Origin of the sequence: Nocardia carnea NBRC 14403 (assembly GCF_000308515.1) — a bacterium.
GTDB lineage: Bacteria > Actinomycetota > Actinomycetes > Mycobacteriales > Mycobacteriaceae > Nocardia > Nocardia carnea.
The window spans coordinates 48,564-72,346 of sequence record NZ_BAFV01000020.1; the positions used below are offsets into that span (position 1 = coordinate 48,564).

General features: G+C 66.6%; 16 protein-coding genes and 1 pseudogene. 14 read left to right on the plus strand and 3 right to left on the minus strand.

Annotation, left to right across the window (positions count from 1 at the left end; translation table 11 throughout):
- Positions 1-28 precede the first annotated feature (28 nt).
- The 8 genes and pseudogenes from ON22_RS06740 to ON22_RS06775 all read left to right on the plus strand — a co-directional run.
- Positions 29-1,708 (plus strand): CpaE/TadZ family protein, encoded by a 1,680-nt coding sequence (locus tag ON22_RS06740; RefSeq protein ID WP_231508789.1) that lies wholly within the window; start codon positions 29-31, stop codon positions 1,706-1,708.
- Positions 1,705-3,243 (plus strand): type VII secretion integral membrane protein EccD, encoded by a 1,539-nt coding sequence (eccD, locus tag ON22_RS06745; protein WP_033247397.1) that lies wholly within the window; start codon positions 1,705-1,707, stop codon positions 3,241-3,243. Before ON22_RS06740 ends, eccD begins: the two co-directional genes overlap by 4 nt.
- Positions 3,243-4,601 (plus strand): type VII secretion-associated serine protease mycosin, encoded by a 1,359-nt coding sequence (gene mycP, locus ON22_RS06750; RefSeq protein ID WP_081595382.1) that lies wholly within the window; start codon positions 3,243-3,245, stop codon positions 4,599-4,601. The genes eccD and mycP overlap by 1 nt, the downstream gene beginning before the upstream one ends.
- Complete coding sequence (gene eccE, locus ON22_RS06755; RefSeq protein WP_231508790.1) at positions 4,598-6,325, plus strand: type VII secretion protein EccE; 1,728 nt, start codon at positions 4,598-4,600, stop codon at positions 6,323-6,325. Before mycP ends, eccE begins: the two co-directional genes overlap by 4 nt.
- Positions 6,326-6,348: 23 nt before the next feature.
- Entirely contained in the window at positions 6,349-6,696 is a 348-nt protein-coding gene (locus ON22_RS06760; RefSeq protein WP_033247415.1) for a helix-turn-helix domain-containing protein, read from the plus strand.
- Positions 6,697-7,118: 422 nt separating this feature from the next.
- Positions 7,119-7,883 (plus strand): discoidin domain-containing protein, encoded by a 765-nt coding sequence (locus ON22_RS06765; RefSeq protein WP_156052463.1) that lies wholly within the window; start codon positions 7,119-7,121, stop codon positions 7,881-7,883.
- A 435-nt stretch (positions 7,884-8,318) separates the two neighbouring features.
- A complete protein-coding gene (locus tag ON22_RS06770) occupies positions 8,319-8,792 on the plus strand; it encodes a hypothetical protein (protein WP_033247400.1) in 474 nt (157 codons plus the stop codon).
- Between the two features lie 268 nt (positions 8,793-9,060).
- Positions 9,061-12,309 (plus strand): annotated as a pseudogene (locus ON22_RS06775) (NAD-glutamate dehydrogenase); the annotation flags it as partial.
- Positions 12,310-12,417: 108 nt separating this feature from the next.
- On the opposite strand, the gene ON22_RS06780 reads toward ON22_RS06775, so the two are convergent.
- A complete protein-coding gene (locus tag ON22_RS06780) occupies positions 12,418-13,587 on the minus strand; it encodes an SPFH domain-containing protein (protein ID WP_033244674.1) in 1,170 nt (389 codons plus the stop codon).
- Positions 13,588-13,792: 205 nt separating this feature from the next.
- On the opposite strand from ON22_RS06780, the gene ON22_RS06785 reads away from it, so the two are divergent.
- Together ON22_RS06785 and ON22_RS06790 are read left to right on the plus strand one after the other, a co-directional pair.
- Entirely contained in the window at positions 13,793-15,313 is a 1,521-nt protein-coding gene (locus ON22_RS06785) for an amino acid permease (protein ID WP_033244675.1), read from the plus strand.
- A gap of 147 nt (positions 15,314-15,460) precedes the next feature.
- Positions 15,461-18,220 carry a serine/threonine-protein kinase gene (locus ON22_RS06790; RefSeq protein ID WP_231508608.1) on the plus strand — a complete coding sequence of 920 codons (2,760 nt, stop codon included), beginning with the start codon at positions 15,461-15,463 and terminating at the stop codon, positions 18,218-18,220.
- A 5-nt stretch (positions 18,221-18,225) separates the two neighbouring features.
- Here the strand turns inward: ON22_RS06790 and ON22_RS06795 are convergent, their stop codons facing one another.
- Complete coding sequence (locus tag ON22_RS06795; protein ID WP_033244676.1) at positions 18,226-18,609, minus strand: DUF1707 domain-containing protein; 384 nt, start codon at positions 18,607-18,609, stop codon at positions 18,226-18,228.
- A 145-nt stretch (positions 18,610-18,754) separates the two neighbouring features.
- On the opposite strand from ON22_RS06795, the gene ON22_RS06800 reads away from it, so the two are divergent.
- From ON22_RS06800 to ON22_RS06815, 4 genes are all read left to right on the plus strand, one after another.
- On the plus strand, positions 18,755-19,051 hold the full coding sequence (locus ON22_RS06800; RefSeq protein WP_033244677.1) for a WhiB family transcriptional regulator: 297 nt from the start codon (positions 18,755-18,757) through the stop codon (positions 19,049-19,051).
- 87 nt (positions 19,052-19,138) lie between these two features.
- Complete coding sequence (locus tag ON22_RS06805) at positions 19,139-19,894, plus strand: MerR family transcriptional regulator (RefSeq protein ID WP_033244678.1); 756 nt, start codon at positions 19,139-19,141, stop codon at positions 19,892-19,894.
- 200 nt (positions 19,895-20,094) lie between these two features.
- The gene (locus ON22_RS06810; RefSeq protein ID WP_033245244.1) at positions 20,095-20,667 is read left to right on the plus strand and encodes a dihydrofolate reductase family protein; all 573 of its coding nucleotides are present in this window, start codon (positions 20,095-20,097) and stop codon (positions 20,665-20,667) included.
- An 87-nt stretch (positions 20,668-20,754) separates the two neighbouring features.
- Positions 20,755-23,256, plus strand: a complete 2,502-nt coding sequence (locus ON22_RS06815; RefSeq protein WP_033244679.1) for an ATP-binding protein — start codon at positions 20,755-20,757, stop codon at positions 23,254-23,256.
- 32 nt (positions 23,257-23,288) lie between these two features.
- On the opposite strand, the gene ON22_RS06820 is transcribed toward ON22_RS06815, so the two are convergent.
- Entirely contained in the window at positions 23,289-23,597 is a 309-nt protein-coding gene (locus tag ON22_RS06820) for a hypothetical protein (protein ID WP_033244680.1), read from the minus strand.
- Between the last annotated feature and the right edge of the window lie 186 nt (positions 23,598-23,783).

The window sequence follows — 23,783 nt, forward strand, 5'->3', positions numbered from 1 at the left end:
TTCCAGTGCTGGATGAGAGGACGGTGAGATGAACCGGGCACCGACAACCAACGGCGACGCTTCCGCGGCGCTCGCAAGGGGTGGGTACGACGCGTATTTCGCACAGCTCGAGGACCGTCCGTCGAACGGCCCCGTACCGGCGTCCGCGAGTTCGTCCGGTGCCTCGGTGAGCGAAGGTCCTCCGGTGTCCGGGCCACAGCCTCCGGAGCCCGGTGCCGGCGAGCCTGCTTCCCCAGAGGCCGGCCTTTCCTCCTCACAGAATATCGCCGCGCCGCAGCCGAATACGTCGTCTTCGGCGGTATCCGCCCCGGCGCCACAACCCGCTACGGCGGCCCCCGCTGATCCGAATGGGGTCTCCGACGGTGAGCTGGCCGAGCTGCGCCGACGGGCGGCCGATGCGCATCAGCAAGCAGCCGAGGCCGAACGGCAGGCGATAGCGCAACGTCAACAACAAGGAATGCCGGGCCTGGGCCCCGCCGTGGCCGGTCCCACCGGCCACGAGCCTGATCGGCCCGCCACAGCGGAGACCACGCACGGACCCGCGCAACCCGGTGCCGGTATCGCACCTCCGGCGTCCACGAACTATTCCGCATACGCGAACCCGGCTGTATCACCCGGCGCCTACAGCGGATACGGTGCCTCGCCGGGCCCCGCGCCGGCGTATGCCGCGACGGACCCTTCGCGGGTTCCCGACCGCGTCAATCGGCAGGCCTACGAAAGCACCGGCCGCATCGAGGTATTACCGCCCGCGCTTGCGTCTGCGGAGCTGTTGGCCGAGATCGCCGCGGTCCGGCAAGCGCATCTGCGTTCCAACAAGGGTGTGCGCGGGGCGCTCAACAAGGTCGGTTTCAATCTCGGGCTTTCACCTGCCGAACAGCGCGCCGAAAGCCGCCGGACCCAGATCCGCCGCCAGCTCACCGCGCCGTACCAAATTGCCGTAGTGAGCGTGAAGGGCGGCGTCGGCCGCACCACGACCGCCGCCGGGCTCGGGTCGACCTTCGCCAAGCTGCGGCCCGATCGGGTGGTCGCCATAGACGCCAACCCGGATTTCGGTGATCTGTCCAGTCGTACGGCCAGGCACCAATACGGGCTCTCCCTACGCGATCTCGCCGCGGCGGGGGAACGGCTGGACTCGTTTTCCGCCGTTCACTCCTACACCGCGGTCAATACCGCGGACCTGGCTGTGGTCGCATCGCCCTGGAACACCGACGCGGGCGAGGCCCTGTCGGGCGACGAGTACCGGCGCGGCGTGGAGATACTGCGGCGCCATTACAATCTGCTCGTGGTCGACTGTGGAACCGGAGTGCTCGATTCGTCGACGAACAGTGTCCTGCACACAAGTGACGCGGTAGTCGTGGTAACTCCGGCGACTGTAGGCGGCGTCACCGGCGCGGTCGCCACGCTGAACTGGCTCAGTTCGCACGGTTTCGATCATCTGATCGGGAACTCGGTGGTCGCGATCGTGCGACAACATCCGGTCAAACCCACCGTGGATGTCGAAGCCATCGAGAAACTGTTCGCTTCGGCCCAGCGGCCGACGGTGCAGATACCGTTCGATCCGCATCTCGCCGAGGGCAGCGAGATAGATCTGCGTATGTTGCAGAAGGAAACCGCGCTGGCATTCGAAGATCTGGCAGCAGGTTTGGCCGATGACTTCCCCGGCTATCTGGCCGAGCCGTCCGGTGGTGACCCCGGAGCCATGCGGTGACCGCAGTGCAGACGGCGCCGCCCTCCCCGTCCGGTGGCGCCGCCCCCGCTGAGGTCGCGCGCGCCCGGATCGCCGTGATGGTCGCCACCTATCAGGTGGATGTGGTGGTGCCGACCAAGTTCACCGTCGAAACCTTCATCGACGATCTGGTCGCGGTACTCGCGGACGCGATCGGTGATCCGGACGTGGATTTCAGCCCGCCGCAGGGGCAATGGAGTCTGGCGCGACCGGGCGAGCCGCCGATTCCGCGCTGGCGCAGTCTCGGCGACCACGATATCGTCGACGGAACGGTGCTGATGCTCGCGCCGGTCGAATCGGCGGAGGTTTTCACGCCGGTGGTCGAGGACATCACCGACGCGCTGGCCCTCATCAACGAGCGCGAGTTCGCCGAGTTCGATCCCGATACCGCGGCCGTTGTGGGGCTGGTGGTCTTCGGAATCGGCGCGGTGGGAATCGCCACCATGCTGTCCTGGGCGTGGACCCGGACCGGGTCGCTGCTGTGGTGCGGTCTACCGGCGTTACTCCTCGGCGTGCTGTGCTGGGCGGCGGCCGTCGGGATCCGGGGCAGTGGGGCCAAACGCCGGATCTCGTTGGGCGCCGCACTTGCCGCACTTCCGCTGCTTTTCGCCGGCAGTGCGATGCTGGTGCCGCCGGCCTACGGTGAACCGGGACCGTTCGCACCGGCCAATATCGCGGCGGGTGCGGTGGTCACGGCCGTAGCGGCGATGGCGATGATGCGGCTGACGGGCTCGGGTATCGCGACCTTGATGGGTGTCTCGGTTCTCGGTATCACTGTCACCGTGACGGTACTGCCGCTGGCCTATTTCGACCTCGCCACCCGGCAGGTGGCCGGCGGCGCAGTATTCGCCGGGTTGGTACTGCTCACCCTGGCGCCCCGGATCGCGGTGCTGATCGCCAGGATCCGGCCCCCGGATCTGCCCGACCCGGGCAACGAGGTGAACCCGGCGACGCTCACCGATATCTTCGATGCCGAAACCCACCGCGATATGGAGCAGAGCGCCGAGGATACCGCCGCGGCCGAGCAGGCGCGGCAGGGCAACGAGGTCGGTATCGAGAGCCGGGCGCGGCTGGCAGTGACCAGCCTGCGCGGGCTCGTGGTGGCTATTTCGGCGCTGCTGTCGGTGTCGACCGTGGTCTGTGCGGCGGTGAGCCCGGGCGGTATCCGGGAGATAGTCATGGGCGCCGCGGTCGCCGGGATCCTGGCCATGCGTTCGCGCTGGTATCCCGATCGCGTACAGGCCATCGCCCTGATCACGGGGTCGTCCGTGACGGTGCTTGGTATTGCGTCCGTACTGGTCGGAGCCTACGGCACTCCCTTCGCGGGCCTGACGGTCGTGCTCATCGTGACGGTCATCGCCGCAGCCGCGCTGACCGCGGCGCTGCGTCTGCCCAGTAAACGGCTGACACCGGTCACCCGCAGGATCATCGATCTGATCGAGTACGCGCTGATTCTCGTCGTTCCCGTAATCGCCTTCTGGATCATGGGCGTCTACACCGCTATGCGAGGAATCTGATGCGACCGGGCAGGGCCCTGGCAGCAGCGCTGGCCGTACTCGTCCTGAGTGTCAGTGCCGGTCCCGCAGCCGCGATGGTGCCGCCCCAGGCCGTGGTGGGGGCACCGCCACCGGACGGTCCGCCGGGACCGGAGTTGCCGACCAAACAGGAGAGCGGTTGTCTGGCCACGGGGGTTCTGGACGATACCGACATATCCCGGACACCACCGCCCGAGTTGGCTTTGAACCTGGCCGACGCACGCACATTGAGCCGGGGCGCCGGTGTGACGGTGGCGGTGGTCGACACCGGAGTAACGCCGCATCCGCGTCTACCGACGCTGGCGCCGGGTGGTGACTATGTGGCCGCGGGCGGGGACGGACTGCAGGATTGTGACGCCCACGGCACGCTGATCGCCGGGATCATTGCGGGCGCTGCGGATCCGGTGGACGGGTTCACCGGTGTCGCACCGGAGGCCCGGATTCTCTCCATACGTTATCGGTCCAGCGCATTCCGCGCGGAACGCTATGCGGGCGACGATCGTGACCGGCAGGCCCGGGAACTGCGTACGCTGTCGCGCGCCATCATTCATGCGGCCAATCTCGGTGCGGGAATTATTGCGGTACCGCTACCGGTATGTGTGAAAACAGATTCCGGTGTCGACCTGGGGGTGCTTGCGGAAGCCGTCGGTTACGCCGTGCATTCACGTGGATCGCTGATCGTGGCCGGCGCGGGTAACACCAACGGTCAGGGGTGCAATGATCAGAACCCCGGCTACGATCCGGCGCGGCCGGGTGATCCACGGAACTGGCGTGATGTTCGCACCGCATCGGTTCCGGGCGTGTTCAGCGAGTCGGTGCTGTCGGTGGGGATGACCACCGCGCACGGCGGAATCGTCGGCGAATCGTTATTGGGTCCGTGGGTGACGATGGCCGCGCCCGGTACGAGCATCGAGTCCCTGGGGCCCGGGAGCCCGGGGCTGATCAACGGTGTCGGCACTCCCGGCAAACTCGGGCCGGTCGGCGGGACATCCTTCGCCGCTGCGTACACGGCCGGTGTGGCGGCACTGATCAGGTCCCGGTACCCGAACGAAACACCTGCCGAGATCACGGCCCGGCTCGCCGCCTCGGCGCATGCCCCGGCGCGTGGCATCGACAATACGGTGGGCGCGGGGCTCATCGATCCGGTCGCTGCGCTGAGCTATCGTATGCCCCCCGAGCCTCCGGAAGGCCTGTTCGTTGCCGCGGGATTCGAACTGCCCCCCGCACCACGGCCGCCGGATGCCAAACCCGGTATCACCGCCGCGATCGTGATCGTCGTGGCTGTCCTGGTCGGCGCAGCCGCTACCTACGGCGTGAGCGCGCGGCGGAGGCAACGGTGACGGTGACGGCGGAGCCGCCGGTGTATGCACCGGACCGCCGGGTCGCCGGCGTGGAACGCGGCCCGTTCGCAGTGATGGCGATCGGAGGCAGTGTGGTGGTGGCCGGACTATCGGCGTACCTGCCGTTGTGGGGCGCGTTCTCGATCGTCGCCGGACTACTGCTGACCGCAGTGGTCCGGATCAACGGCCGTACCCCGATCCGCTGGCTGCTCGACTGGCTCGAGTTCCGGTCCGGCCGGGATCGCCGGGCGGCCCGGCTCGGCGAGCCGCTACCGGTACGCGATATCGAGGTGCCGGCCGGGGTGTGTGGTATCGCCGAGGACGGCAACGTGCTGATCGCCATGATCCAGCTCGCCCCGAATCTCGATCTGCCGACGGTGATCGCCGAACAGACGATCTATACCGAGGACACGGTATCGGTCGAGAGTCTGCTGCCGATGCTCGACCACTACGGGATCGATATCGATATCGATATCGTCACCACCGGGCAGCGGGTGCGGTCGGCAGGTAGTTACAGCATGCTCTACGACCAGTTGATCGGTTCGCAACCGGTCGTCGGTAACCGGTTGACCTGGCTGGTTCTCCGGCTGGATCAGGAGCGAAATCTGAAGATGCTGGCGCGGCGGGGGCCGTGCGCTGTGGTCGCACCGAAAACTCTCGCCACGGCAGCGCATCGGATTGCGGGGCGGTTACGTGAGCGGGGTATGGCAGCCCATCCGTTGCCGGCGACGGCTGTTGCCGATGCCACCCGCCTACTCCATGTCGGTGTCGAACTGTCCGAACTGACCGAGCAGTGGGACTGCCTGAAGGCCTCGGTGCCGGGCCGTTTCGTCACCAGTTACGGGATCGATTGGTCGGAGCTCGACGTTTCGGGTCTCGACGATTGCTGGACGTGGAACACCGGGCGCACCACGCTGGTGGTGAGCCTGAGCGGTGTGGACGGGCCCCGCGCGGCAGTCCGCTATATCGGCCCGGCGATGACCGACGAGCTGCCGGATTATCTGTGCCGGCTGCCGGGCAGGCAGGCACTTGCGTTGCGCGCCACGCTGCCCACGGGTGTCTCGCTGCGTGCCCTGACCCGCGATGAGAACGCTGTGGAAGAAGCGCCACCCGAACTTCTGACGGGCCTGTCGGTAGCGATCGGTCCCAACGGACAGATTCTGGGCGCGATCAGCGGGCAGCCGCGTCACCGGCTGGCGCTTCCCCTGTTCGACCCTGCCCGGTACAACCCGCGGCGCCGGACAGTGGATGTGCAAGCGATGCTTCCGGTGGCCCAGCAGCTGGTGCTGCGCGCGACCGTGGTGGGCGCGGATATCGAGATCCATACGAACCGGCCGCAGCGCTGGCAGCATCTGGTCAGCGCGGTGGGTGATACGAGGTCGTTGCGCCTGGCCGATGCCGACGGCGGCGATTCCGAGATGGATACCACCATCGCGGTGTTCGACCAGGTGCCGCCGCTCGTCTCCGCGGCACCGACCACGGTATCCATCAGTGATCCCGGCAGCCCGCGGCGCGGTGCGGTGGATCTGGCCATCGAGCAGGTGGGGGAGGCGCAGCTGGATGTGCGGATCCCGATGCGTACGGTGCGGGTGAATCTGGTGGAGCCGCGCGGCGAAACCCGCTATCTCGAGAACAACGACCGGCCGCCGACGGGTGCGGTGGCGGTACAGAGCTCCGAACGGACCGTCCCGGTAACCCGGCCCCGTGGATATACCGCCCGGTGACAAGGGCAGAACAGGTAATCTCGATGACCGTGGTAGCGGAAACCGAATCGGACAGCGGTAGATTCGACAACTCGGAGGGAACGCAGGAGCACACTCCACGACAAGCCGCGGCGGCGATCTTCTCCAGCAGACTCTCGGAGCTGATCGCCGAATCGGTGGTTTCCACCGAGGACGGGTCGACCCGCGGGCTGACCTTGTATTCGCTCGCGCAGCATCTGGAGCTGGCCTATCCCGATGTGCCGGTTTCGCAGTCCGGACTGTACCGGCTCATCCATGGTGATGCCATTCCGCGGCTCGATCTGATCATTGCCTTGGCGCGGGTGTTCGATGTGCCGCCGGAGTATTTTGTCACCGCCGAGAAATCACGCTGACGGGACTGCCGCGCCCGCAGATCATTCCCATCTTTGGGAATGCGACAGGGGGTGCTGATCGGTGAACCGATACGATTCCGGCTATGCCCGATGCGGATTCCGGAGATGTATTTCTCCGCAATCGAGGTGCGATTCTGGATGCCCTGCTGGCGGATCCGGCTTTCGGGCTCACCGATCGGCCGACTGTTGACGTTGAGGAACCGCCGGCGGTCGCTGCCCCTTCCGTTCGAGCGGGTTTCGACGAGGCGCTGCTCGGTCCGGCCCCGGATTCGGGACCGGTAACCTACAGTCGCTCGGCGAGCCGATCGGAACCGGAACCCCCCGCTGCCGAACCGGATTCCGGACCGGTGCCACGGCAGTCGACGGCCGGCCCGTCGGCCAGTGAGCGGATCAATGCCCTGCTCAGCGGACAGCCTATGGATATGGGCACAACCTCGTCGCTGGCCACCGAGAATGCCGAACGAGCCGCGTCCCGGCTGAACACCCCCGTGGCGACAGAGGCCCAGCCGGAACAGCCTGCCGAAAACGAGCAGGCAGGGGGCTCTCGGCAGACACCGCAGGAGATGGCCCGGGAGGTTGCCGAGCAGCTCCGGAAGCCACGGGTCGCGCTGGCCGTGGCCGCGGTGGTCGCCTTGCTCATCGTGGTCTTGCTGGTGGTGACCGGTGGTGAGGAAAAGTCCGGAAGTGCACCGCTGGCCGTCACCGCGGCGCCCACTCAGGCGCCGCCCGCCACAGAGCCGTCCGGTAGTGGGACCATCATGCCCGAGGCCGCGGAATCGAGTTGTCCGCAGGGCGGTACCGAAGGTATGGACGCCTTCTCCGGTGAACCGGACAAAGCATGGTCCTGTCCGCGTGCGTACAAGCTCGACGGTCAGGTCCTGCGGATCGATCTGGGGCAGGAGTACGAGATCGACTCGATCGGTATCGTCCCGGGGTGGGACCACGTCGGTACCGATGGTGCCGACCAGTGGACGAAGTTCCGGACGGTGAGCCGTGTTTCCTACCAGTTCGAGGACGAGGACCGGACCACCTACACCCAGGAGACACTGGATCAGCGCTCGCTGGTGGTCACCCGTATCGAGCCGCCGCTCAAAACTTCGGAAATCGTGCTGACGGTATTGCGGAGCGCCGGCTCGCGGTCTGTCAATACCGTCGCGATCTCCTCGATCATCATCACGGGGCAATGAGCCGGTCATGAGATGCGGAGTCCGGCGATGACACAGGTGCGCTGTCAGTACTGCGGGCATACCGCAGGGCCGGCCGTTTCGGCCTGCGCCAATTGCGGTGCTCCGCTACCGGACGCGCGCACACCGGACTCGCCGAGGGGCGCCGGTCCGGGGGTGGTGCACCGAGGACTGGGTGCTCATCTCGCCGAGATGAGCGGTAGGGCCGGTGGATCCATATCGTGGCCGGGCGCGGGGCATCACCCGGGTGCGGAGGCGTCGCATCATCACCACGGTTCGCCGCCCGAGGGCGGCCCGGAACGGCCACCGGGTGCAGCGGTCCCACACCGCCGGCACGGTGTCCTGAGATTCCTTCGTTCACGGATCGCTGGTGAGGCGGAAGCTGTCGTCGCTGCACACCATCCGAGATGGCAGTGGCGGGCGGCGGCCGGTGTCGCGGTGGCGGTTCTGCTGGTACTGGCTTTTCTGATGGTGAAATCCTGTGCGCTCAGCGCCCCGCCGCTCACCGCGCCGCCTGGTCTGGGCGGTGTATCCGCGCCGGGCGACCCGTCGGCCGTGCTGCCGGGCCCGCTCCGGGAGGCCACCTGTCGGCCGCACGACGAGACCGACGGAGTGCAGAGTTGTGTGCTCGCTGCCGGAAGTCCGTTGCTGGCCGGGGGGATAACCGGCGGACGGGCTCTGTCGTTCCAGGTGTACAGCGCCCAGCCGGTCGTACTGGCGCAGGCTATCGCGCAATGGCGCACCGCCAGTAGCGAAGTAGTCGTCGACGGGGAGATTTTTGCGGCGATCAGCGCGTCCTCGGCGGTCTGGTTCGCCGATACGAGCACCGGACTCCGTCTGGATACCGGGGCGTTCACCGGGAGCGCCGCGGCACGGACCTTCCTCGCGCAGTCGGGTCTGCTCCAGTCCTGACTATTACTGTCCGGCAGGCCGGTTGCGGTCTGTTCGCCGGAACGGACGCGGCTGTGGCCCTCTTGCCCCGGACCGGAACGTGCGGTGGTTTGCACATCCGTAACATACCGCTATACAACGGCACAATAAACGCGTAGGGTAGCTGTATCAGGATCGAAACCGAAGCGGAAAGGCGCGGATCACGGTGACGACAATGCAGGACACAGTTTCGCCGATGCGATTCCGGATTGATCCGAACGAATTGGGTACAGCGCGTTTCCGGACCGCGCTGTACCGGACGGCGGATGCTCCGCCGGGGGAGTGGCGGTTCACGCTCTACGCCGCCGGGGAGGGTGTCTCGCTGAGTCGTGTCCTGCCCGTACTGCACAGCCTCGGCGTGGAGGTTGTGGACGAACGGCCCTACCAGCTCGAATCCACCGGCGAACGATCCGAGTGGATCTACGATTTCCGGCTGCGGGTCGTCTCGGCCGTACTACGTACCGAGCTGGATCCCGAACTGGAAGCCGATCTGGACAGTTCCGGTGACACCGCCAGTGAGGGCATCGCCCGGCGATTCACTGCGGCATTCGAAGCCATGTGGTTCGGGTCCGCGGATGTCGACGCGCTCAACGAACTGATCCTGCGTGCCGGTCTGCACTGGCGCCAGGTCGTCGTACTGCGGGCCTACGCGAAATACCTGAAACAGGCCGGTTTCTCCTACGGCGCCGCGGGGATCACCCGGGTCTTGCTCGCCAACCCGGAAATGTCGCGCGGATTCGTTGAACTCTTCGAAGCCTATTTCGACCCCGACGGTAGCGGCGAATCCGCATCCGGAATCGCGATGCGGCTGGAGGCCGAGATCGACGCCGTCGTCAGCCTGGACACCGACCGGGTGCTGCGAGCGGTCCTCGGGGTGGTCACGGCGACCCTGCGCACGAACTACTTCCGGCGTAACGCCGACGGTGAGCAGCCCGCGCATCTCTCGCTCAAATTCGATCCGCAATCGATCGCAGTGCTGCCGCAGCCGCGGCCGAAGTACGAGATCTTCGTGTATTCGCCGCGGGTGGAGGGTGTGCATCTGCGGTTCGGTGCGGTGGCGCGTGGTGGTTTGCGCTGGTCGGATCGGCTGGAGGATTTCCGGACCGAGATTTTGGGTTTGGTGAAGGCGCAGGCGGTGAAGAATGCGGTGATCGTGCCGGTGGGTGCGAAGGGTGGTTTCGTGGTGAAACAGCCGCCGGCCGCCACCGGAGATGCCGCGGCCGACCGGCAGGCGCTGTCCACGGAGGGCGTGGCCTGCTACCGCACTTTCATCGCCGGACTCCTCGACCTGACCGACAATGTCGAACACGGCACCGGCACGGTATTGCCGCCGGATCGGGTGGTGCGCCGCGACGGTGACGATACGTATCTGGTGGTTGCGGCGGATAAGGGTACGGCGGCGTTCTCCGATATCGCGAATGATGTGGCGGGGCGCTACGGGTTCTGGTTGGGGGATGCGTTTGCGTCGGGTGGTTCGGCCGGCTACGACCACAAGGCGATGGGGATCACCGCGCGGGGTGCGTGGGAGAGCGTGAAGCGGCATTTCGCGGAGTTGGGGGTGGATACGCAGTCGCAGGATTTCACCGTGGTGGGTGTGGGGGATATGAGTGGGGATGTGTTCGGTAACGGGATGTTGTTGTCGGAGCATATTCGGCTGGTCGCGGCGTTCGACCATCGCCATATTTTCTTGGATCCGGATCCGGATGCGGGGTCGTCGTTTGCCGAGCGGCGGCGGTTGTTCGGGTTGGCGCGGTCGAGTTGGGCTGATTACGATCGGTCGTTGATCAGCGCGGGCGGCGGAATCTACGACCGCACCGCCAAGGCGATTCCGGTAACAGCGCAGGTTCGTGCTGCCCTGGGGCTCCCGCAATCCACCACCCGGCTGTCCCCGCCGGAAATGATCCGGGCGATTCTCGAGGCGCCGGTGGATCTGCTGTGGAACGGCGGTATCGGCACCTATATCAAAGCGAGCACCGAAACCAATGCCGATGTCGGCGACAAGTCCAACGACGCGGTCCGCGTGAATGCCGACAGGCTGCGGGTCAAGGTGATCGGTGAGGGTGGCAACCTGGGGGCCACGGCGCTGGGGCGGATCGAATTCTGTCGCAACGGTGGGAAGATGAACACCGATGCGCTGGACAATTCCGCCGGGGTCGATTGCTCCGACCACGAGGTGAACATCAAGATCCTGCTCGATGCCGTGGTCTCGGCCGGTGAGCTGGATATCGCCGACCGCAATCCATTGCTCGCGGAGATGACCGACGAGGTCGCCGAACTCGTCCTGCGAGACAATATCTCGCAGAACTTCCGGATCGGGCTTTCCCGGTCGGTCGCCGACCGGCGCGGTGCCGTCCACCGCCGGTTGCTCACCGAACTGGAAACCCGGCGTGGTGTGGACCGCCTGCTGGAGGCGCTGCCGTCGGACGCGGAGATGGAACGGCGTATCGCAGCCGGGACCGGTCTCACTTCACCGGAACTGGCCACCGCTATCGCCCATGTCAAGCTTGCGCTGAAAGCCGATCTGCTGGCCGGGGATCTGCCCGACAGCCCGACCTTCACCGCTGTCCTGCCGCAGTACTTCCCGACCCCGCTGCGCGACCGCTTCGCCGGTGCCATCGCCACACACCCACTGCGCCGCGAGATCGTGGCGACCGTCGTGGTCAACGAGATGGTCGATTTCGGCAGCGCGACTTTCGCATTCCGGCTGGCCGAGGAGATCGGTGCCACGACTGATGATGCCGTGCGGGCATTCACCGCCGCAGTGGATATCTTCCGGCTGCGGGATTTGTGGCATCGGATCCGGACAACCCCCATGCCGACAGCGGTGCGGGACCGCCTCGAACAGGAAACCAACCGCGTCCTCGAACGAGGCGCGCGCTGGTTGTTGCTGAATCGGCCGCAGCCGATTGCCATCAGTGCCGATATCGCGCGCTACCGCGACGGTATCCAGGCGTTGGCGAGCCAGGTCCCGGCCTGGCTGCCCACGCCCCTGGCCGAACGAGTCGCGGCGCAGGCCGCCACCGCGGCGGACGACGGCGCGCCCATCGGCCTGGCCACCGAGGTCTATCACCTCATCCAGCTGTTTCCGCTGCTGGATGTGCTGGATATCGCCGATATCGCCGAACGGGACGCGCATGAGGTGGCCGAACTGTATTTCGCGCTCAACGCCCATCTGGAGATCACCCGACTGATCGGTGCGGTGGGCGAGCTCGACTACGACCGGCGCTGGGCGGGGCTGGCCCGGCTGGCGCTACGTGACGATCTCTACGAATCGCTGCGCCTGCTGACTCTTGATATCGCCTCAGCCACCGCCCCGGAGGACCTGGTCGCGGAGAAGCTGGACTATTGGGAGCAGACGAACCGGTCGCGCCTGACCCGGGCTCGCGCCACGCTCACCGAGATCTTCGGGGTCGCCCGTCACGATCTGGCGACGCTATCGGTGGCGGCCCGTCAGGTCCGTAGCCTGGCGGGGACCTCGGAGTCGGCAACCGTCGTCTGAGCACACAACCCCTCTTCCCACCCCGGAGCGTTGCGGTCTGACTGCGCGTTCGGGGGCGGGAAGCGGGGGGTGTGCGGTTCGCACGCCAACGAGGTGGGCGAACGCGGATCAGCTGGGCAGGGTGGGGCTTCCACAGGATCCGCAGAATTTCGCGGTCGCGACGAGCTGTGCCCCGCATTCCCGGCAATCCGGTATCCGGGCGGGCGCGAACCGCATTCCACAGTTCACGCAGAAGTTGGCGCCCTCCGGGTTGACGGCATTGCAGCCGGTACACGACGGTGCGGCGGTACCCGTCGGCGGTGATCCGCCGGGTGTGGTTCCGGGCGGAAGTTCCGCGGATCCGGCACCGGCCGGTAAGCCGGGCTGCGGGATTCGCTCCGGAGAGGTTCGGTGCTGCCACGGTGACGTCGGAACAGCCGTACCGCCCCCGGTGACCGGCGGATTCGACTGCTGCAGGGCGTTGATCCCCAGGGTCGCGCCGAGGAAACCCCCGTCGTGGCCGTGTCCGGTGGCCAAGCCGTGGCCGGCGCCCAAGGCCATCTCACCGGCAGCGTACTGCCGGAAATCGCCGGCCAGGCGGATATAGGTGACATCCTTCGCCAGTCGTTTGAGTCGATCGGCATCTTCGGGGGCCAGCGTGATGTCGAAGTTTCCGAGGCGGGGGACTCGCAGACCGTACTCGTAGAGGGTGGTGTTGGTCTGCTCCAGAACGGCGCGCTCGATCGCGGGCAGTTCGCCCGACAGGCCGAGTACGGGCCATTCGCCGCGGGAGACTTCTCGGGTCACCGCCACTTTCATGGATTTGAGCAGCAGATCGGCGCTCCACGACTCGATTCCGGCCGGATCGTGCAGATCGGTGCTACCGGCCAATGAGGTGATCAGCTGCTGAGCGTCGCGGACCGTCAGCGCGAATTCTCCGAACACTCGTAGCGTGACGATCTGCTCGCTGACCGGGTCTGCAATATCGGCCAGCCGGCCGCCGAACTTGATACCGGCGAACTCGCGGGTCGAGACGAAATAGAGTTCGGCCCGGTAGTAGTTGCCGCCGGACAGGGTGTCCACCAGCGCGCCGAGAACGGGAAGCTCATCGGCGTCTATGCGGTGCCGGCCCGGGCCCAGCACGCCCAGAACATGACCGGACTTCATGAACAGCGCTGTCTGGTCGGCGTTGACGATGGCGCGGGAGTAGCGCCGGATGTTCATATCCGGCCACTTGTAGACGAGTTGTTTCTTGCCGGTCTCCGGGACGGCGATGAACTCGCGTTCGAACCAGGCCATCGGACACTCCTCTGCAGCTGACTTACTCAGCGTAACGCCAGTCAGCGGCTCGATCAATCAGGCTGCCCACCTGCGCTTGAACCCGTTTCTCGATGAAAGGCGAGGATTCCTACCGGATTACGGTCGGCGGCCACCTATTGATCGTGCCGCTATCTAGCGGTACATTGCTCGCAGACATGATCTGCGCCACTCGAAAGGCAAGACAATGACCACTGTTCAAGAGCCTCGGGGACAGGCGGCGCCGGCGGAGGGCCTGCACGCCGAAGACGCGGGCTACCACAAGTCGCTGCGCCCCCGGCAGCTCCAGATGATCGCCATCGGTGGCGCCATCGGCACCGGGCTGTTCCTCGGTGCCGCCGGCCGCCTTCGTGAGGCCGGACCCGGGCTGTTCCTGGTATTCGCCGTCTGCGGAATCTTCGTATTCTTCATTCTGCGCGCCCTGGGCGAATTGGTCCTGCACCGCCCGTCCTCGGGCTCGTTCGTCTCGTACGCTCGCGAATTCCACGGGGAGAAGCTGGCCTTTTCGGTCGGCTGGATGTACTTCTTCCACTGGTGCATGACCGGCATCGTGGATATCACCGCGATCGCCACCTACGTCCACTTCTGGGGCGCGTTCGAGGTGATACCACAATGGACCATCGCGCTGATCGCCCTCGCTATCGTCGTCGCGATCAATATGATCTCGGTGAAATGGTTCGGTGAGCTGGAGTTCTGGGCGGCGCTGATCAAGGTCGTGGCCCTGGTGGGCTTCCTGATCCTCGGCACCATCTTCCTGGCGGGCCGCTTCGAGATCGACGGCCAGGCCACCGGATTCAGCATCATCAGTGACAACGGCGGCTGGTTCCCCACCGGATTCCTGCCCCTGATCGTCGTCACCACCGGTGTGGTCTTCGCCTACGCCGCAGTGGAACTCGTGGGCACCGCGGCCGGTGAAACGGAAAACCCCGAGAAGATCATGCCGCGCGCCATCAACTCGGTGATCGCCCGGATCGCACTGTTCTACGTCGGCTCGCTGATTCTGCTCGCCCTGCTGCTGCCCTACACCGTCTTCACCGCCGGTGAGAGCCCGTTCGTCACCTTCTTCTCCAAGATCGGGATCGACGGCGCCGGTTCGATGATGAACCTGGTGGTGCTGACCGCGGCCTTCTCCAGCCTGAACGCAGGTCTGTACTCGACCGGCCGCATCCTGCGGTCGATGTCGATGAACGGCAGTGCGCCGAAGATCGCCGGCCGGATGTCCAAGAACGGCGTGCCCTACGTCGGGATCCTCGCGACCGGTGCCATCGCACTGATCGGTGTCGGTCTGAACGCGCTGGTGCCCGAGCAGGCGTTCGAGATCGTGCTGAACGTCTCCGCGTTGGGCACCATCTTCTCGTGGGCAGCGATCCTGCTCTGCCAGCAGAAGCTGTACCGCTGGTCCCAGGAAGGCAAGGTGACCCGGCCGAAGTTCCGGTTGCCCGGTGCCCCGTACACCAACTACGCGACCCTTGGCTTCCTGGCCGTAGTCGTCCTGCTGATGCTGTTCAGCGATGAAATCGAACAGCGGGCAGCGGTGATCGCGATGGTGGTCATCGGTGTCCCGGCCCTGGTGGGCGGCTGGTTCCTCGCCCGCAAGGGAGTGAACGAACTCGTCGAGCAGCGTGCCGAACCGGCTCCTTCGCTCGCCAAGTCCACGGAATCGGCCTCCACGGTGCGCGTCCTGGACGAGCCCGAAGACCAGCAGTAAGGTCGCCCGCGCGACCGCGTACTTCCCCGGAGGCAGCGCCTCCGGGGAAGTACGCATTCCCAGCAAAGGGAACGCCGGTTCATCGGCCTCCAGGGTGCAGGATCACAATGGACTCTCGGTTCACCCTGTGGGTTTGAGAGGTCGTGCATGCCAGAGCATTCCAGCTCGTCCGAGCACCCGCTGTCGCCGCCGTGGTCGCCGCGGCGGGTCCGCGGCGCGGCGATGCCACGGCGGGCGGCGCACACCTGGTCGACCCGGCGCACCACCAGCAGCGGAAGTGTGCACCGGGGATCGGCCGCGGAATCGGACCTCACGCGCGCCGCGGAGGAACTGCTCGCCGAATCCGGCGCGAGCGGCCCGCGCAGCCCCACCGATGCCGCGGCGCCGCCGAGCGGGTCCGGGGTCTTCGTTCCGGTGACCGTGGGTTCGGCTCCGGTGATCGGGGCACCTCCGCCGGCCGTCGCCGGACCGGATACCGGTGTTGGTACGGGGTCGGACTCCAGCGATGCCGTCGCGCCGGACCACGGGATCGGAACAGCGAACGGCGATGCCGCGGTGCAGCGATCGGACGATTCCGGTGAGCCGTCGGGCCTCTCCGATTTCGACCGCGCCATTGCCGCGCTCACCGGCGACGATATCGCGCGGCTCAACAGTCTCGGCGACCCGGACGACGACGATCTCGAAGCTCTGCTGCTGGCAGATGACGAGGACCCCGACGCGGAGTTCGATCCCTTCGCCGGATTCGACGACGAAACCCCCTCCGGCCGCAATGCCCGCTCCCGGCCGAGTGTGCGCCGGCTGGGCGCCGGGCTGGTGGCCCTGCCCCGGGTGGATCCGGTGGATCCCGCCACCGCGGTGCTGGCGGACCCGGTGGTCCCCGAGAGCAAACGTTTCTGCTGGAAATGCCAGGCGCCCACCGGGCGGACCGGGCCGGACGGTCCCGGCGCGGTCTCGGGGGAGTGCGCGCAATGCGGTTCTGCCTACAATTTCCTGCCCGCGCTGTCCGCCGGTGAGGTGGTTGCCGAGCAGTACGTGGTCAAGGGATGCCTGGCCCACGGTGGTCTCGGCTGGATCTACCTGGCGGTCGATACGAACGTCAGTGATCGCTGGGTCGTGCTCAAGGGTCTGCAGAATCCTCAGGACTTCGAGGCGCACGTGGTGGCGCTGGCCGAACGTCAGTTCCTTTCCGAGATCACCCATCCCGGCGTGGTCAAGATCTACAACTTCGTCAAGCACCGCTCTCATCGGGAGCAGGCCGACGGCTATATCGTCATGGAATACGTCGGCGGGCGGTCGTTGAAGAAGATGCTGGATCTGGCAGGTCCGGAGCGTATTCCGGTGGCCGAGACCCTGGCGTACACGATGGAGGTGCTGCCCGCACTCGACTACCTGCACTCGTTCGGGCTGGCCTACAACGATCTGAAGCCGGACAACATCATGGTCACCGACGACGAGGTCAAACTCATCGATCTCGGTGCGGTCGCGGCCATGGAGTCCTACGGCAGCATCTACGGCACCCCCGGCTATCAGGCGCCGGAGATCATCGAAACCGGGCCGACGGTTGCCTCCGATATCTACGCCGCCGGTCGTACGCTGGCAGCGCTCATCCTCGACCTCCGTAAGGACGCCCAGGGAAATTACTGTGCGGATATCCCCACGCCGGAGGGCTACCCGTTACTGCGGAAGTATCCGTGCCTGCATCGGCTGCTGGTCCGGGCGACCCATCCCGATCCGAGCCGCCGTTTTCCGTCCACCTACGCCATGTACTGCCAGCTGGCCGGAGTGCTGCGGATGGTGCTGGCCGCCGACACCGGCCGCGAGCATCCGCAGGCGTCCGCAGAATTCGGGTCGCTGCGCGGTGACTTCGGGATCGATGCGTTGATCGGTCAGACCGATGGGATGGTCGACGGTGCGCACCGCAGCTCGGTTCTCGATACCGAATCGGTCGTTGCGGCCTTGCCGATCCCGCTGATCGACGCCGACGACCCCAGTGTGGAACTGCTCGCACCGCTGTTGCACGGGGACGCGCGGCGCACGCTGGATTCATTGCGCCAAACTGCCGAGCGGATTGCGGCCGGCACCATCGACGCCCCGGAAACCTTCGAGGTCGAGGGGGCGCTGGCCGCGATCCGCGCCCATATCGACTTGGGAGATCTGCCCTCGGCGACGGCGCTGCTGGAGGTGCTGCGACCGCGGGCGGTCACCGATTGGCGGGTGGAATGGTTCAGCGGGGTCGCGGCGCTGCTGGAGGGGCAGTATCAGCGTGCCTACCTGCATTTCGACGAGGTGCACACCATGCTCCCCGGTGAGATCGCGCCCGCCCTGGCGCTGGCCGCCACCGCGGAGCTGGTGCTGCAGTCCGAAACACCCGCTACGGCCGGCGACCTCGCCGACATGGATCGCTGGCACCGGGCCGCCACCGAGTTCTACCGCCTGGTCTGGCAGACCAACCACGGTGTGGTCAGCGCGGCATTCGGCCTGGCTCGGCGGCTGGCGGCCGACGGTGAACCGCTGCAGGCGGTGCAGGTACTCGACGAGGTTCCCGACACCTCACGTCACTACCGCACCGCTCGGATGACCGGAAGTCTGTTGCTGGTCTCGCGGCCGCATCGCGAGATCACCGAGGTCGATCTGCTCGAAGCCGCTTCGCGGCTGGAGATCGCCGACGAACCGCGGGCCTTGCAGTTGCAGGTCGTGGTGGTGGGGGCGGCCCTGGAATGGCTGCGTTCGCGGATGCGGCCCGCTACCACCGACATCGTCCTGCTCGGGTATCCACTCACCGTGGCCGGTTTGCGCAGTGGCCTGGAGTCGCGGCTGCGGGCACTGGCCCGTAGCGCCCCCGAGCGGCTGCACCGGTACCGCCTGGTGGACCTCGCCAACAGTGTCCGGCCGCGTACCTGGTGGTGAGCAGCTCAAAGGGGCCCCGGTGCCCGTCGGCGGCGTAGCGCGGCGGGCAGCAGGGGTGCCGAGACCAGGACAACGACCAGCAGTAGCAGCCACAACCACCCGCCGAAGGCGAGGGCGAGTATCAAGGCGAAAGCGGCTGCACAGCCGGCCATGATCGCGAAACCCATGGCGGGATCGGTGGGCTGCGGAGCTATCGACGGTGCCGGCGCGGCGGGGAGATCGGTGAACAGCCTCGCCAGCTCTGCTGTGGTGGTCGCGGCTGTCACCGCGCCGGCCCGGTCCTCGTAGTCGCCGAGCGTCAGCCGGCCCGCGCCCAGATGTTCGGCGAGCTCCCGTAAGGCGCGTTCACGCTCCCCGACGGATATCCGTGCCCCCGGTAGCTCACTCATATCCGCAGAATAAGTCCGTTCCGGTGAGTCCGGCGGAAATCGGATTCGCCACTGGAGGGAAGTCGGGCGACGGCCGAGGAAAGTCGATTCCCATATGTGGGGAGTAATTAGGCTGGCCTACAGAATTGCGGGTAAGGAGTTGTCTATGGCCACCGTGATCCCGTCTCGGCGCCCTGCCGCCGACGTATGGGACTGGCAGCTGCTCGGGTCCTGCCGCGGTCTGGAATCGACGGTGTTCTTCCATCCGGAGGGCGAACGCGGCCGGGCGCGCGCCGCCCGGGTGCGCCGTGCGAAGCAGATCTGCGATTCCTGTCCGGTACTGGACAACTGTCGCAGTTACGCGCTGACAGTGGGTGAACCGTACGGCGTCTGGGGCGGAATGTCGGAAGATGAACGACGCACCCATGCCCAACGTGCCGCTGCTCGAAGGGCGACGAATTGACGAATCCTTGACCAACGCGGATTGAAGCGGACGTTTCGGTCGTGTCCAGCGGGGCTCGTTACCGTTTCGATGTGGTTTCCTTGTTGTATGGCTGCTGGTGTGGAGTACACGATCGACGAGCTGGCGCGCGCCGCCGGCACGACCGTGCGCAGCCTGCGGGTTTATCACGAACGAGGGGTTCTTCCCCCACCGCAGGTCAAGGGGCGGACAGGCTATTACAGCCCCGATCACCTCAATCGGGTGCGCACGATCAGCAGGTTGCTGGACAGGGGAATCAAGCTCAACGGCATCAAGGAATTGCTCAAGGCGTGGGATCGCGGTGACGATCTCGGCGATATCCTCGGTGTCGGCGCGCTGCTCGGCGGTTCGGAAACCGGCGAGACGCCGGCCGGGGAACCGGCCCCGGCCGCCGATACCATTGCCGCGACCGAACTGCAGGAACGGTACGCCTCGGTACCCAACGGGCTGGCACGGATCGTGGCAATCGGTTTGTACGAGCCCGTGGATGCCGCTACTTATCGGCCCGCCGACCGGCAGCTCATCCGGATGGCCGAGCAACTGGCGGCGGCGGGGGTGCCCGACGCCGAGGTCCTGGGCGAACTGGAACGGATGCGGGCAGATTGTGACCGGATGGCCCGCCGCTTCGTGGACCTCTTCCATCGCACCGCCTGGCAGAAGTACCGGGAATCGGAGCGTAACGACGCAGATCTGGCCGAGCTGACCGGGCAGCTCCAAGTGGCCCGGACGCTACCGGGGAGGGCGGCCGCGGAACTGGTCAACCGGTTCGTCGCGCACTACATCGAAAGCGACAGCGAGTTGTCCGAGCTGCCCACCGAGAGCTGAACCGGCGCCCCGTCATTCGTCTTCTCCACGCTGGGAACGTGCGACCCGCAATGTTTCGTTGTATGACGATACATTCGGTGGTGGCCCTTCGGCTGCCCCGCCATATACCTAAGTATGTTTTCCTCCGATACCGATGCGCGGTTCCCGCGGTACGGGCACAATCTGCTGCCTGGTACCGACGCGGTAGATGAGGCATGGGCATGGGAAGTGTGACGCTGTGGATGCAGATATCTCTGGACGGGTTCGCCGAGGGGCCCGACGAGACGGTCCACTGGCCGGTTGTCGACGAGGAACTCTGTACCGAGTACCTGAGTGAGCTCAGGCAGGCCGACGTCCTGCTGTACGGGCGCAAGACCCACGACATCATGTCGGCATTCTGGCCGACCGCCGACCTCACCCCGGTCTCGCCGTTCTATGTGGAGTTCGCACGGTTCTGGCGGGCGGTTCCCAAACTCGTGGTCAGCCGGACGCTTCGGGATCCGGCCTGGAACACCGAGGTTCTCGGTGCCGGCTTCGTCGCGGAGGTGCGGCGCCGGAAAGCCGCGGGACAGAACATTGCCCTGCTCGGCGGTGCCGAAACCGCCGCCACGTTCATCGAACACGATCTGGTGGACGAGTATCGCCTGTTCGTCCACCCGATGTTGCTCGGTGACGGGGTGCCGCTGTTCCGCTCGCCGGTCGATACCACCGGACTGTGCCTGGTGAATGTGCTGACCTTCGACAGTGCGGTAGTGCAGATGCACTACCGGCATCCGGAACGAATGCTGTGCTGAGCGTTACGCCTGTGCGCAACCCCAGGTAACCGTAAATGAACGGGTTCGCTACACAGCCGACCTCCGCGTGCACTAATTTACGTCTCTATGGTGGTGATCTACCCGGATGGTGCGGTACCCGCCGCATCCGCGACCGAGTTCTTCGGTCGGGAACGGGAACTCGCACGCCTACACGACCTACTGGCGGTGCCGGCCGCACGGCTGATCACGCTTGTCGGCCCCGGCGGAATCGGTAAGACGCGGCTTGCTGCCGAGGCACTGCGGCGGATCGATCCAGGCCGCCCGGTCTACTGGGCCCGGCTGGCCGAACTGGACCGCGACTGCGGTAATTCCGCCGAGAACGTGCTGCGCTCGGTGGTGCGCACCGATATCAGCGACCCGTGCTCGTTCGATCTCGGGGTGGGCGGCCGCGCCGGGGCGGGGTCCGAGGGCGCCATCCTGGTCCTGGACAACTGTGAACACGTCCTGGCGTCGGTGGGCCGCGTCGTGATCGACCTGCTCTCCGGGACATCGGACTTGACGATCCTGGCCACCAGCCGTGAACCCATCGGCTGGGCCGACGAATACCTCGTCGCGGTGGGCCCGCTGCCCCCGGCTCAGTCCCTGGAATTGTTCCGGCAGCGTGCCGAACTCACCGGCCGGCCGGTCGCCGACGACCCCGGCCAGCTGGCGATCGTGCGCCGTATCTGCCGCCGGGTCGAACATTCGCCGCTGCTCATCCGGCTGGCCGCGGCACGACTTCGGCACCAGCCGCCTGCCATGGTGCTGGCCGAACTCACCGGGGGCGCCGACGATCAGCGGATGCGCTGGTCGCAGAGCATCCGATCGGGAAGCGAGCGCCGCCACCGCGGTGTCTTCGACGTGATCGCCTGGTCGTTCGACCTGTGCTGCGCCGACGAGCAACTCCTGCTGTGCCGAATGTCGGTATTCGCGGCGGGATACGAAACCGACGGCGTGGAACCGCAGCGTAACGGTGTCGAATCCGATGCGGTCTCCGCGGTCTGTGCCGACGACCGGTTACCGCCCGAGCGGGTGGCTCCACTGCTGGAGCGGCTGGCCGAGCGTTCGCTCGTCTCCACCTTCCGCACCGAGAACAGTGTGCGCTGGTACCTGGTGGAAAGCGTGCGACTGTTCGCCGGTGACCGGCTGCGGCGCGACTCGGCCGAATCCGCCCGGCTGGCCGGCCGGCATCGGCGCTACTACCGGGACCGGGTGGCCGAGGCCCGTTCGCATTGGTACGGGCCCGCGGAAGAAACGTGGCTGACCTGGGCGCGTACCTCGTGGGACGATATTCTCATCGGAATCGAAACCGGGCTGGCCGATCCCGGCGAGGCATTGATCGGACTGGAGACGGCCTCGGTGCTGTTATCGGTCTGGGTGCCGTTCGTGAACGGCGGTAGTTGTGCGCTGTCCCGGCTGACCGCCGCGGCGCTCGATGTCACGCGGGACCGGACCGACAGCCCGCACCGGATCCGTGCCACTGCTCTGCTGGGCTGGTTCAGCCTGTGGGAGGGCGACAGCGCGCGTGCACGGCGGTTGCTGAACGACTGTGTGGCCGGGTGGCTGCCCGGGAAGGACGATGACGATTCGTGGCGGCGGAATCCCGCAACCGATATCGGGTTGCCGCCATCGGTGGAGTGGATCCGCGGCCTGGAGCTCATGCTGTTCCACATGGATCCCCGCGCCGTGACGGTGCTGGACCGAGCGAGCCGTAAGTTCACCGAGCAGGGGGATCGGATAGGAATCGAACGCGCCGGGGTGTTCACCGCTCTGGCCGCGGCAATGCTGGGTGAGCCGGCGCAGGCCGACGCGAAAACCCGCGCGCACCTCGACCGTTCGGTGGCCGCGGAATCGGCGCTCTCGGTGCACTGGGCCCGGGTGGCGCGCGCGCTGGCGCTGGCCCGGTCGGCCGAGCCGGCGGCGGCGCTACGGCCGGCCCACGCGGCGGTGTCCGGGCGGTTCGCTGTCGGAGATACCTGGAAGGCCTCGTGGTCGGTCGCGGTGTGCATGGTGGTCCTCACCCACGTGCTGTCCGGCGATCCCGCAGCCGTGGGTGGACCGGTCGCCGTACATGCGCGCGCCGGCGAACTGGCCTGGCTGTCCGGGGTTTTTCGCGCCTGCCACCGGTCGATGGGTATCAACGTGGAACGAGTCCCGATGTTGGCGCAGGGGGTGCGCAGGGCGACGGCGGTTGCCACGGCGATCCTCGGATACGAGGAGGTCGCGGCGGCCGAACGGCGCGGTCGGCAGTACCGGCCGGGTAGCACTATGGTCCAGCAATATCTCCAGCGCAGCTGGCCGATCGTCGCGGACCCGGCCGTAGTATCCGCCGCGCCGGGTGCCGAGCGCTGGGATGTGTTGTCACCGGCCGAACGTGCGGTCGCGGTGCTGGCCGCCGCGGGCTGGACGAACAGCGCGATCGCCGAGCGGCGGGGGAGCTCGGTGCGCACTGTGGATGCGCAGGTCGCGAGTATCCGGCAGAAGCTGCTGATCGGCTCGCGCCGCGCAATCGCCGGTCATGTCCCGGATGAGCTGGCCCCTACCGTCGATACCGAACGGGCTGCCGCGGGTCGCCGGGGCCGGCGGTAACCGGGATCACGGTAGGGCAGCCGCGCCCGGGATCAGCCGCAGGCGTAGAAGTAGGGCTTGTACGCGCAGATGTCGTGGAAGGCGCCGTCGCCGTCGTAGGTTTCGCTGCGGTATGCCGGGATCGCGTGCACGGGCTCGCTGCGGTTGCTGGTGTCGGCAGGAACCGCATGGGTGTCGTTGTATGTGCCGTTACCCGGGTGTGAATCACCGCGGGTGCTGTGGCCGACATCGGCTTGGGCTGTCTGTGCTGTCAGGCCGGCGGGCGCCAGGACGAGGGCTCCGGTCAAGGCGGCTGCCGCGGCTATTTTCTTCACCAGTTTGTGGGTGCGAGCGATGATCATGGTCGTCTTCCGTTCCTTTGGGCGGTGTAGAACTTGTACGGCGAATCATCATTGGTAGGTCCGTCGTTCTATGTGCCGCTGTCTAACGGTACGGTACACGAGTGTTTGGATATATGCGCGTTTCTTTCCCGTGGATGGGAAGGGTGAGACGTGCCGAAACTCGCCATATCGCTGCGTGCCAGGCAA